This is a genomic window from Streptomyces sp. BK022 (assembly GCF_004217355.1).
GTDB lineage: Bacteria > Actinomycetota > Actinomycetes > Streptomycetales > Streptomycetaceae > Streptomyces > Streptomyces griseoluteus.
In genome coordinates this window covers 803,730-815,813 of sequence record NZ_SHKU01000002.1, presented here as the reverse complement: position 1 = coordinate 815,813, position 12,084 = coordinate 803,730, and the positions used below count along the sequence as shown (strand labels likewise).

Here is a 12,084-nt window from a genome sequence, read left to right as displayed (position 1 = left end):
GAGCGTAGTCCCGGACCGAGTACGGAAACTCTCACGCCGTCGGACCGTGACTTCACGGTCTCCGGCTCTGTCCTGGGTTCTCGTGAACCGTATCACAAACTATTTGATGAGGTCTTTACCTGGAGGCGCATCGAATGTCACACATGAGAGTGACGGCGCGCACAGGTGCAAGAACCGGGTGAGCTTGTCTGGTATTGGGGGTCTTTGCTCCCCCACGACTTGGCAATGCTCTAGTCAGATTCTTACCTTGTGACGGTGCCGACGCGTACGCCCGGGTAACACCACGAGCGCCCCGGGGAAAGCCGCAGCGGGCTTCTCCTGGGGCGCTCGGGACCGACTCGGTCGGCGCGTCAGCCGTAGGTCTTGTCCTTGGGGCGGGCGGACGGCCGCGGCCGGTGGCCGAGGGCGGTCGCTCCGTTGAGGCTCGGGGCCGCCGACGCGGTGGCCGGCTCCGGGGGCGGCTCGGTGAGGGCCTCGGCGGGCGTCCCGGCGGAGTCGGTGGCCGCCTCCTCGACGGCTTCCGACGGTTCCGGATAGCGGCGGTAGCGCGGGGGGACGAAGCGCTGGGCCCAGCGGGGGGCGTGGGGGGTGAAACGGGGGAGGAGGAGCATGACCAGGCCGACGGCGCTGAGGAAGACGACGCCGAGGACGATCCACATCGAGGCCGAGTTGACCGAGTAGGCGAGCACGCCGAAGCCGATAAGGGCCGACCAGAAGTACATGATGAGCACCGCCCGGCTGTGCGAGTGCCCGATCTCCAGCAGCCGGTGGTGCAGATGCCCCCGGTCGGCCGCGAACGGGGACTGGCCGCGCCAGGTGCGGCGCACGATGGCGAGCACCAGGTCGGCGGCCGGGATGGCGATGATCGACAGCGGCAGCAGCAGCGGGATGTACGCGGGCACCATCTGGTGCACGGTGCTGCGCTCGGAACCGGAGAACAGGTTCAGCCGGTCCGGGTCGATCTGGCCGGTGACGGAGATGGCGCTGCCGGCCAGCACCAGGCCGATCAGCATCGAGCCGGAGTCGCCCATGAAGATGCGCGCCGGATGCATGTTGTGCGGCAGGAAGCCCAGACACATGCCCATCAGGATCGCCGCGAACAGCGTCGCAGGGGCGGCCGCCTCGATGCCGTAGCCGTACCAGATGCGGTAGGCGTACATGAAGAACGCGGCGGTGGCGATGCAGACCATGCCGGCGGCGAGACCGTCGAGGCCGTCGACGAAGTTGACCGCGTTGATGGTGATGACGACCAGGGCGACGGTCAGCAGGGTGCCCTGCCACTGGGTGACGGCGACCAGGCCCACCCCGGGCACCGGCAGCCACAGGATCGTCAGACCCTGCACCACCATCACACCGGCGGCGATCATCTGGCCGCCCAGCTTGATCAGGGCGTCGATCTCGAACTTGTCGTCCAGCACGCCGATCAGCCAGATCAGCGCGGCCCCGGACAGCAGGGCGCGGGGCTCGTTGGACTTGGCGAAGACCTCGTTGAGGTTCTCCAGGTGGTCCGCGACGAGCAGGCCCGCGCACAGTCCGAAGAACATGGCGATACCGCCGAGCCGCGGAGTGGGCTCCCGGTGCACGTCCCGTGCCCGGATCTCCGGCATCGCTCCCGCCACGATCGCGAATTTCCGTACCGGCCCTGTCAGCAGGTAGGTCACCGCGGCCGTGATGAGAAGCGTCAGCAGGTATTCACGCACGGGCATCCCCACAGAGTTCGCTGGCCATCACAGCCCCACACCCTAGCGAGGGACGCGTACGGTTAAGGACCGGCGGGGGACGGGGACGGTTCCGCCGGGGCGTTCCGTACCCGTATGCCACCCCTTCGCACCCGGGTGCTCACTCCGGGTACGGCGGGAAGTCGGCGGTCAGCTCGCGCACCTCGGCCCGTGCGGCGGCCGGGTCCAGGGCGCCGCTGACCACGCCGACCAGCAGCGCGGCGATCCGGGCCATGGCCGGCTCCCCCATGCCCTGGGTGGTGACGGCGGCGGTGCCGAGCCGCAGCGCCCGGCCGCCGGTGTGCGCAAGCGCACAGCAGTCCAGCACCAGCCCGGCGGCCGCGAGGCGCCCGCGCGCGGTGCGGCCGTCCATGCCGAGCGGGGCGGGGTCGGCCACGATCAGGGCGGTGTCGGTGCCGCCGGTGGCGACCGTGAAGCCGGCGTCGGCCAGATGGCCGGCGAGCGCGTGCGCGTTGGCGACCGTCTGGTGGGCGTAGGCCGCGAACGCGGGGGTGGCCGCCTCACCGAACGCGACGGCCTTGGCGGCGACGCCGTTCATCTGGGCGCCGCCCTGGGTGAAGGGGAACACCGCCCGGTCGACCCGCCGGGCCAGCCCCGCCCCGCACAGGAGGAGCCCGCCGCGCGGCCCGCGCAGCGTCTTGTGCGTGGTGGCGCACACCAGGTCCGCGTACGGCACCGGATTCGGCGCCGCTCCCCCGGCGACCAGCCCGGCGGAGTGCGCGAGGGTGACGATGAGATACGCCCCGACCTCGTCGGCGACGTCGCGGAAGAAGGCGTGGTCGAGGTGGCGGGGGTAGGCGATCGAGCCGCACACGATCGCCTTGGGCCGGTGCTCGCGGGCCAGCCGGCGCACCTCGTCGTGGTCGACGAGACCGGTCCGCGGGTCCACCCCGTAGCCGACGAAGTCGAACCAGCGGCCGGAGAAGTTCGCGGGCGAGCCATGGGTGAGATGACCGCCGTCGTCCAGGCTGAGGGCGAGGACGGTGTCACCGGGGCGCAGCACGGCCGCGTAGGCGGCCAGCATGGCCGAGGAGCCGGTGTGGGGCTGCACGTTGGCGTGCTCGGCGCCGAAGAGGGCCCTGGCGCGCTCCACGGCGATGCGTTCGGCGGTGTCGGCCAGCGCGCAGCCCCCGTGGTAGCGGGAGCCGGGGTAGCCCTCGGCGTACTTGTTGGCCAGCGGGGAGCCGAGGGTGGCGAGCACGGCGGGCGAGGCGAAGTTCTCGGCCGCGGTGAGCTGGAGGGTCGTCGACTGCCGGTCCAGCTCCCCGCGCAGGATCTCGGCCAGCTCCGGGTCCTGCCGGCTCAAGTTGTCCGCTTCCAGCACGGGTGTGACCGACATGACGGGCTCCGGGCGGTCGACGGTGACGTGGGGCGAGGCCCCACCTCTCCAATGTAGGCCGTGCCGGGGACGGCCGCTCGGCCGCCGGACCCGTCACGGCGCCGGAGCCCGCGCACGTCACATGCGGGCGGGCACGCCCGTCAGCGCGGTGACGACCGGATCGAGGGCGTCGCGTATCTCGTCGCCGATGGAGCGGAAGAAGGGCAGCGGGGCCCCGTAGGGGTCGTACACCTCGTCCGCCTCCGCGGTGGGGGCGAGCAGCCAGCCGCGCAGCGCGGCGGCCGCGCGGACCAGGGCGCGGGCGCGCAGCACCACGCCGTCCTCCAGGGGCGGCAGGGTGGCCGGGTCTATCGCGCGGACCAGACGGGTGAACTCCTTCAGCGTGAAGGTGCGCAGGCCCGCCGAGTGGCCCATGGAGATGACCTGGGCCCGGTGGTCGCGGGTCGCGGTCAGCACCAGGTCGGCCATGATGACGTGCTCGTCCAGCAGTTCCCGGCCGGTGAACCCGGCCGCGTCCGCGCCGAACTCGGAGAGCACGGTCTCCGCGTTCTCCTCCATCCGGGCGCCCTCGTGGCCCCAGGTGCCGGCGCTCTCCACGATGAGGCCGCCGCCGAGCACCCCCAGCCGTTCCGCCACGAAATGCCGGGTCAGCCGCTCGGTGATGGGCGAGCGGCAGACGTTGCCGGTGCTGACGTGGAGGATGCGGAAGGTGTCGCGCGGGAACCCGAAGGTCGTGGTCTGCTCCGCCGGGCGGTCCGCGCCGCCTATGCCGCGCATGGGGTGACCCCCTGCCCGGAGCGCTCGGGCGGGACGTACCGCTGGGGGGCCGTCAATTCGCCACCTCGAGGTCGGGTACGACCTTGCGCAGCTCCTCCGGGGAGATGGCGCCCTGGCGCAGCAGCAGCGGGACGGGGCCGGAGACGTCCACGATGGACGAGGGCACGTTGCCCGGGGTGGGGCCGCCGTCGAGGTAGACGGAGACGGAGTCGCCGAGCATGCGCTGGGCGTCGTCGCAGGTCTCCGGGGCGGGGTGGCCGGTGAGGTTGCCGGAGGAGACGGCCATCGGGCCGACCTCGGTGAGCAGCTCGATGGCGACCGGGTGCAGCGGCATGCGTACGGCGACGGTGCCGCGGGTGTCACCGAGGTCCCACTGGAGGGACGGCTGGTGCCGGGCGACCAGGGTGAGCGCGCCGGGCCAGAAGGCGTCGACGAGTTCCCAGGCCAGCTCGGAGAAGTCGGTGACCAGGCCGTGCAGGGTGTTCGGGGAGCCGATGAGCACGGGGGTGGGCATGTTGCGGCCCCGGCCCTTGGCGGCGAGCAGGTCGGCGACGGCTTCCGAGGAGAACGCGTCGGCGCCGATGCCGTAGACCGTGTCGGTCGGCAGCACCACCAGTTCGCCCCGGCGTACGGCAGCGGCTGCCTCGCGCAGGCCCGTCACGCGGTCGGTGGCGTCGTTGGTGTCGTATCGCCGTGCCATGTCTAGCGGGCCTCCTCGTACACGTAACTCTGGAAGTGGTTCTGCGCGGTGGTCACAGCGTCGCCTTGCGGGCCGTGGCGAACCGGGGGCGGTTGTTGAGGTCGGGGTGGTCGGCCGCGTCGGCCCAGCCCCGCTCCTCGGTGAAGATCCACGGCACCTGGCCGCCCTGGGTGTCGGCGTGCTCGATGACGACGACACCGCCGGGGCGCAGCAGCCGGTGCGCGGTGCGCTCGATGCCCCGGATCAGGTCGAGCCCGTCCTCGCCGGAGAACAGGGCCAGCTCGGGGTCGTAGTCGCGGGCCTCGGGGGCGACGTACTCCCATTCGGTGAGCGGGATGTACGGCGGGTTGGAGATGACCAGGTCGACCTGGCCGTCCAGGTCCGGGAAGGCGGTCAGGGCGTCACCCTGGCGCAGGTCGACCCGGGAGCCCTCGACGTTCTTGCGCGTCCACCTGAGCGCGTCCTCGGACAGCTCGACGGCGTGCACCCGCGAGCGCGGCACCTCCTGGGCGAGGGCCAGCGCGATGGCGCCGGAGCCGGTGCACAGGTCCACGATGCTGGGCTCGACGACGTCCATGGCGCGTACCGCGTCTATCGCCCAGCCGACCACCGACTCGGTCTCCGGCCGGGGCACGAAGACGCCGGGGCCGACCTGGAGCTCCAGGTAGCGGAAGTAGGCCCGCCCGGTGATGTGCTGGAGCGGCTCGCGCTGCTCGCGGCGGGCGATGACCTCCCAGTAGCGGGCGTCGAAGTCGGAGTCCTTCACGGTGTGCAGGGCGCCGCGCTTGACGGCGTGCACGAAGGCGGCCAGCTCCTCGGCGTCGGTGCGCGGGGAGGGCACTCCGGCGTCGGCCAGCCGCTGGGTGGCCTGGGCCACCTCCGCGAGCAGCACGCTGCGGGGGCTCGGGGGTCGCCCCCCGAAGTCTTGCTGCACGCTTCTCCTCCGGTCCTCGTGCGTGGTCCTGCCGGGTGTTCTCAGGCGCTCGCGAGCTTCGCGGCCGAGTCGGCGTCGACGCACGCCTGGATCAGCGCGCTCAGCTCGCCGTCGAGCACCTGGTCCAAGTTGTACGCCTTGAAGCCCACGCGGTGGTCGGAGATGCGGTTCTCCGGGAAGTTGTACGTGCGGATCTTCTCGGAGCGGTCCACGGTGCGGACCTGGCTGCGGCGGGCGTCGGCGGCCTCCGCCTCGGCCTTCTCCTGGGCGGCGGCGAGCAGCCGGGAGCGCAGGATGCGCAGGGCCTGCTCCTTGTTCTGGAGCTGGCTCTTCTCGTTCTGGCAGGAGGCGACCACACCCGTGGGCAGGTGGGTGATGCGCACCGCGGAGTCGGTGGTGTTGACCGACTGGCCGCCGGGGCCGGAGGACCGGTAGACGTCGATCCGCAGGTCGTTGGGGTTGATCTCGACGTCCACCTCCTCGGCCTCGGGGGTGACGAGGACACCGGCGGCGGAGGTGTGGATGCGGCCCTGGGACTCGGTGGCGGGCACGCGCTGCACGCGGTGCACCCCGCCCTCGTACTTCAGACGGGCCCACACGCCCTGGCCGGGCTCGGTGGCACCCTGGCCGCCCTTGGTCTTCACCGCGACCTGGACGTCCTTGTAGCCGCCGAGCTCGGACTCGGTGGCGTCGATGATCTCGGTCTTCCAGCCGACGCGCTCGGCGTAGCGCAGGTACATGCGCAGGAGGTCACCGGCGAACAGGGCGGACTCGTCGCCGCCGGCGCCGGCCTTGATCTCCAGGATGACGTCCTTGTCGTCGTTGGGGTCGCGCGGGACCAGGAGCAGGCGGAGCTTCTCGGTGAGCTCCTCGCGCTGCTTCTCCAGGTCCTTCACCTCGGCGGCGAAGTCGGGGTCGTCGGCCGCCAGCTCACGGGCGGTCTCGATGTCGTCCCCGGTCTGCTTCCAGGAGCGGAAGGTGGCCACGATCGGGGACAGCTCGGCGTAGCGCTTGTTCAGCTTGCGCGCGTTGGCCTGGTCGGCGTGGACCGACGGGTCGGCGAGCTTACGCTCCAGATCGGCGTGCTCGGCGACGAGTTCCTCGACTGCCTCGAACATCTTTCGGCTCCTGTACTGCGGGTGAAGGGCTGGCGGGCGACCAAAAACGCCGGTCCGTGGTCACGCCCCTCGCGGGGCGCGACCGTGGACCGGCGGTTCGGGGGCTCGCTACTTCTTGGAGCCGGAAGCCTTGCCGAAGCGGGCCTCGAAGCGGGCCACGCGGCCACCGGTGTCGAGGATCTTCTGCTTGCCCGTGTAGAACGGGTGGCACTCGGAGCAGACCTCGGCACGGATGGTGCCGTCGATGGTGCTCCGGGTGGTGAACGAGGCGCCACAGGTGCAGCTGACCTGGGTCTCGAAGTACTCGGGGTGGATGTCGCGCTTCAAGGTGTCTCCTAGGTTCGGGAGGGCGCCGGGTCGCCACCGCGGGAATGCGGGTGCGTGAACCGGAGCCGACGTACCAGTCTGCCAGGACTGGCGCCATCCCCCAAAACCGGGGGTGGGGCTGTTCTATTCCCCGGGCCCGCGGGACGGGTCCCGGCGGCTCAGGGGCGGCTCAGGGGCGGCTGCGGGCCGGCTCAGGGGGTGACGACGCCCTTGGCGCCGCCGGTGGCCGAGCCGGCGGTGGCGGAGTCCGGGACCGGCCGGTCGTTCTTCAGCGCCGTCCAGATCTGCCGGGCCTTGGTCCGCTCCAGCAGCACCCGGTTGGGGTCGGCCGGGTCGTACCGCACCGGCATGGTGACCATGTGCATCCCGGAGGCGCTGATGCCCTTGAGGCCGCCTGCGAAGTCCGCGAGGGAGTTGACCGAGCCGAGGTCGGAGTCGGTGGTGACGGTCCGGGTCGCGGTGTCGGCGAGGTCGTAGAGCTTCTTGGGGTTGCTCAGCACGCCCACCTGCCTGGTCTGGGCGATGAGGGCCTTCACGAACGCCTGCTGGAGCTGGATGCGGCCGAGGTCGGAGCCGTCGCCGACACCGTGCCGGGTGCGCACCAGGCCGAGCGCCTGGGCGCCGTCGAGGGTGTGGGTGCCGGCCGCCAGGTTCAGATGGCTGTCCGGGTCCCGGATGGCGCGGGTGGTGGTGACGCGTACGCCGCCGAGGTCGTCGACGAGGCGCTGGAAGCCCGCGAAGTCGACCTCCAGGTAGTGGTCCATGCGGATGCCGCTGAGCGACTCGACGGTTCTGACCGCGCAGGGCGCGCCGCCGGTGGCGTAGGCCGAGTTGAACATGACGTTCCGCGCGGCCGGGTACGTGTGGCCCTTGGTGTCGGCGCAGGCGGGCCGGTCGATGAGGGTGTCGCGCGGGATGGACACCACGGACGCCTTCTTGTGGCCCTTGTAGAGGTGGACGATCATCGCGGTGTCGGAACGGGCGCCGCTGTCGCCCGCTCCCCCGCCGATCCTGCGGTTGGCGCCGTCGCGGCTGTCGGACCCGAGGACGAGGATGTTCTGCGAGCCGTTGTCGGCCTTCGCGGGCCGGTCGCGGCCGAGCACCTGGTTGATGTCGATGCTGCGGATGTTGCCGTTCAGCTTGAAGTAGACGTACCCGGCGCCGGCGCCCGCCAGCACGACCACGCCCGCGGCTGTCCATGCCGTGGCGAGCAGGGCCTTGCGGCCCGTGCTGCGGGGCTTGCGGCGGCGCCCCTTGCTCCGGCGGCGGGGGCCGTCTCCGGTCTCCGGTATGCCGGGCTCCGGCGTGCTCTCGGTGGACACTGCGCTCCTAGGTCTCGTCCGTTCGGTTACCCCCTGCGTTCAGGGTCGGGAGCGGTCATCACCACTCCATCGTCGCTCCACCTGGTCGGACAGGGAAACTCGGGACAGGCTCGCACAAAGCACCGCGCCGCCCGGTACGGCAGTTGTCACCCTCCGTGCTCGGGACGGCGGACCGTCTCCCCGTTCACCTGCGCATTCTCGTATGGGGCCCTATCGAGCCAAGCCGGTACCGAACGTCACACCTGTGGCAAAGGTCTCGCGGGAGCGCTCAGCGCGCAAAAGGGGCCGCCCCCGTCGCGTGTGCGGCGGGGGCGGCCCTTCAGGTCCGAAGCGGCTGACTCAGCTGGGCTCAGTCATTGTTGCCGGGAGCCGGCGTCGTCTTCTGGATCTGGGTGAGGAACTCGATGTTCGACTTGGTCTGCTTCATCTTGTCGAGCAGCAGCTCGATCGCCTGCTGCTGGTCGAGCGCGTGCAGCACGCGACGCAGCTTCCAGGTGATGGCCAGCTCCTCGCTGCCGAGCAGGATCTCTTCCTTGCGGGTACCGGACGCGTCGACGTCCACCGCCGGGAAGATGCGCTTGTCGGCGAGCTTCCGGTCGAGCTTGAGCTCCATGTTGCCGGTGCCCTTGAACTCCTCGAAGATCACCTCGTCCATGCGGGACCCGGTGTCGACGAGCGCGGTGGCGAGGATGGTCAGCGAGCCGCCGTCCTCGATGTTGCGCGCGGCACCGAAGAAGCGCTTGGGCGGGTAGAGCGCCGTGGAGTCGACACCACCGGAGAGGATGCGGCCCGACGCCGGGGCGGCGAGGTTGTACGCACGGCCCAGACGCGTGATGGAGTCGAGCAGCACGACCACGTCGTGACCCAGCTCCACCAGACGCTTGGCGCGCTCGATGGCCAGCTCGGCGACCGTGGTGTGGTCCTCGGCCGGGCGGTCGAAGGTGGAGGAGATGACCTCGCCCTTCACCGACCGCTGCATGTCGGTGACCTCTTCCGGACGCTCGTCGACCAGGACGACCATCAGGTGGCACTCGGGGTTGTTGTGCGTGATCGCGTTGGCGATCGCCTGCATGATCATGGTCTTGCCGGTCTTCGGCGGGGCCACGATCAGACCGCGCTGGCCCTTGCCGATCGGCGACACGAGGTCGATGATCCGGGTCGTCAGCACATTGGACTCGGACTCCAGACGGAGCCGGTCCTGCGGGTACAGAGGCGTCAGCTTGTTGAACTCCGGCCGCCCACGGCCGTGTTCGGGCGCCATGCCGTTGACGGAGTCGAGGCGGACCAGCGCGTTGAACTTCTCGCGGCGCTCGCCGTCCTTCGGCTGGCGGACCGCACCGGTGACGTGGTCGCCCTTGCGCAGACCGTTCTTGCGGACCTGGGCGAGGGAGACGTACACGTCGTTCGGACCCGGCAGGTAGCCGGAGGTGCGGATGAACGCGTAGTTGTCGAGGATGTCCAGGATGCCCGCGACGGGGATCAGGACGTCGTCCTCGTTGACCTGCGGCTCGGCGATCTCGTCGCGGCCACGACGGCCACGGCGGTCGCGGTAGCGGCCGCGGCGGCCACGGCGGCCACCCTCGAAGTCGTCGTCGTCCTGCTGCTGGCGGTCGCGGTCCTGCCGGTCCTGGCGGCCGCCCTGCTGCTGGCCCTGCTGGCGGTCCTGGCGGTCCTGGCGGTCCTGACGACCACCACCCTGCTGGTCGTCGCCCTTGCCGCGGCGGTCGCGGTCCCGGCCGCCCCGGTCGCGGTCGCGGTCCCGGCGGTCGCGGCGGCCGCGGCCCTCGCCGTCGTCGGCCTTGCCGTCGGCGTTCGGCTGCTGCTGGGCGTCGCCCTTCGGCTCGCTCTTCTCGCCCTTGGTCTCGGTGGACTCGGCGGCGGCCGGGCTGCCCGCGTCGGCGGTGGCACGACGGCGGCGGCGCTCGTTCGGCGCGTCCTCGCGCTCGGCCTCGCCCGAGCGGGCGGGACCGCCGGCCGGCTGGCCGGGGATGTCGATCTGGGCGGCCTTGTCGGCGGCCGGCTGCGCGGCCTTCTCCGCCTTCGCCTCGCCGGCGGCCTCACCCGTACGGGCCTTGGAGGTGGCGCGGCGCTTGGGCTTGGTCTCCTCGGCGGCCTCGGCCTTGGGGGCGCTTCCCCCGGCCTGGGCCTCCTTGATGACCTCGATCAACTGGCTCTTGCGCATCCGCGCGGTGCCCCTGATGCCGAGGCCCGAGGCGACCTGCTGGAGCTCGGCCAGCACCATGCCCTCGAGGCCGGTACCACGGCGCCGCCGGGAGCCGGCACCGGTGGCAGGCGCGGAGTCCGTGGCGGGCGCGGCAGCGGTCTCCTCGACACGTGCGCCCATCAGATCGGTGGTGTCGCTCACGAAGGGTCCTTCCCTGGAGCGGACGTCGGCCTGTCTGGCTCGGCGACCGGTTGTGCTGTCCGGCATCGGTGCCATTCGGAAGTACCGAGCCGGGGCGGTGGTCCGCCATGAAGCGGCGGAAGAGAATTTCTGGTGATGGCGCTCCCGCGAGCCGTGACACCCGGTGTCACATGGCGCGGCGGCGCCGATTCCGGAGCGTGCCCGCTGACTCGCTCAGTGCTGCCACGCGACGTACTGCCCAGGTACGGCGCACGGAACACGGAGTGGCTTGGGAGGCTCCCGGAAGAATGTCTGTCCCTGACGGGGACATGAAGCACCTCGCCATGGTGAGGTCGGGTGCAGACTTGAGATTAACACTACCGGATGCAACAAACATTCCCCCTCTCCAAATCCGGCAACCGGGTGTCAGGGCGCAAGCGGCAGCACGCTCGCTCCCTGTGTGTCGAGGCTCAGCCGGTTGGCCGCCCAGTCGGCGCCCGCGAGGGCCTGCACCTTGTCGGCGGTGGCCTCGTCGGTGAGCGCCATGACGGTGGGCCCGGCACCGGAGATGACGGCCGCGACGCCGTCCGCGCGCAGCCTTTCCACCAGTGCGGCGCTCTCCGGCATGGCCGGGGCGCGGTACTCCTGGTGCAGCCGGTCCTCGGTGGCGGGCAGCAGCAGCTCGGGGCGCCGGGTGAGGGCCTCGACGAGCAGTGCGGCACGGCCCGCGTTGGCGGCGGCGTCGACGTGCGGGACGGTGCGCGGGAGCAGTCCGCGCGCGGTCTCGGTGAGTACGGGCTTCGCGGGCACGAAGACCACCGGGACGATGGAGGGGTCGGGCTCGGTCCGGATGGCGCGGGCGGCGCCCGACTCCAGCCAGGACAAGGTGAATCCGCCGAGCAGGCAGGCCGCGACGTTGTCCGGGTGGCCCTCGATCTCGGTGGCCAGTTCCAGCAGCGCGGTGTCGTCGAGACGGGACTCGCCGCCTATGGTCACCGCGCGCGCGGCGACGATCCCCGCGCAGATGGCGGCGGACGACGAACCGAGGCCCCGGCCGTGCGGGATGCGGTTGGCGCAGACGATCTCCAGCCCGCGCGGCTGTCCGCCCAGCAGGTCGAAGGCGGTGCGCAGGGCGCGTACGAGCAGATGGCGCTCGTCGCGCGGGAGCGTGTCGCCGCCCTCACCGGCGATGTCGATGTGCAGCCCGGAGTCGGCGACCCGGACGACCACGTCGTCGTACAGCCCCAGCGCCAGGCCCAGGGCGTCGAAGCCCGGACCGAGGTTGGCGCTGGTGGCGGGGGTGCGCACCCGGACGGCGGCGGCGCGGAAGGCGGGACCGGCCATCGCTCGAAGTCTCTCCTTGAGCTGCGTTGACTGACGTGACTGCCGGATGGCCCGCGAGGGGCATCCGGTGCGGACACTCGATGACGTACGGAGTACCCGTCGGGCCGCTTGGGGCGGCGGCGCCGTGCCACACGCGTGGG

10 protein-coding genes are annotated in these 12,084 nt (G+C 71.6%); all 10 read right to left on the bottom strand.

Annotated features, from left to right (window positions below; translation table 11 throughout):
- Positions 1-350 precede the first annotated feature (350 nt).
- Positions 351-1,700 carry an undecaprenyl/decaprenyl-phosphate alpha-N-acetylglucosaminyl 1-phosphate transferase gene (locus tag EV284_RS09850; protein ID WP_130333007.1) on the bottom strand — a complete coding sequence of 450 codons (1,350 nt, stop codon included), beginning with the start codon at positions 1,698-1,700 and terminating at the stop codon, positions 351-353.
- Between the two features lie 139 nt (positions 1,701-1,839).
- Positions 1,840-3,078 carry a serine hydroxymethyltransferase gene (gene glyA, locus EV284_RS09845; protein ID WP_130332343.1) on the bottom strand — a complete coding sequence of 413 codons (1,239 nt, stop codon included), beginning with the start codon at positions 3,076-3,078 and terminating at the stop codon, positions 1,840-1,842.
- Between the two features lie 117 nt (positions 3,079-3,195).
- A complete protein-coding gene (locus tag EV284_RS09840; protein WP_030815947.1) occupies positions 3,196-3,855 on the bottom strand; it encodes a low molecular weight phosphatase family protein in 660 nt (219 codons plus the stop codon).
- Positions 3,856-3,907: 52 nt separating this feature from the next.
- A complete protein-coding gene (locus EV284_RS09835; RefSeq protein ID WP_086692404.1) occupies positions 3,908-4,555 on the bottom strand; it encodes an L-threonylcarbamoyladenylate synthase in 648 nt (215 codons plus the stop codon).
- Between the two features lie 52 nt (positions 4,556-4,607).
- Entirely contained in the window at positions 4,608-5,447 is an 840-nt protein-coding gene (gene prmC, locus EV284_RS09830; RefSeq protein WP_130333005.1) for a peptide chain release factor N(5)-glutamine methyltransferase, read from the bottom strand.
- Between the two features lie 83 nt (positions 5,448-5,530).
- Positions 5,531-6,607, bottom strand: a complete 1,077-nt coding sequence (gene prfA / locus EV284_RS09825) for a peptide chain release factor 1 (protein WP_130332341.1) — start codon at positions 6,605-6,607, stop codon at positions 5,531-5,533.
- Positions 6,608-6,715: 108 nt separating this feature from the next.
- On the bottom strand, positions 6,716-6,934 hold the full coding sequence (gene rpmE / locus EV284_RS09820; RefSeq protein WP_030815934.1) for a 50S ribosomal protein L31: 219 nt from the start codon (positions 6,932-6,934) through the stop codon (positions 6,716-6,718).
- A gap of 191 nt (positions 6,935-7,125) precedes the next feature.
- Entirely contained in the window at positions 7,126-8,256 is a 1,131-nt protein-coding gene (locus EV284_RS09815) for an LCP family protein (protein WP_130332339.1), read from the bottom strand.
- 349 nt (positions 8,257-8,605) lie between these two features.
- Positions 8,606-10,621 carry a transcription termination factor Rho gene (gene rho / locus EV284_RS09810; RefSeq protein ID WP_130332337.1) on the bottom strand — a complete coding sequence of 672 codons (2,016 nt, stop codon included), beginning with the start codon at positions 10,619-10,621 and terminating at the stop codon, positions 8,606-8,608.
- 405 nt (positions 10,622-11,026) lie between these two features.
- Positions 11,027-11,944 (bottom strand): homoserine kinase, encoded by a 918-nt coding sequence (gene thrB, locus EV284_RS09805; protein WP_130332335.1) that lies wholly within the window; start codon positions 11,942-11,944, stop codon positions 11,027-11,029.
- Positions 11,945-12,084 lie beyond the last annotated feature (140 nt).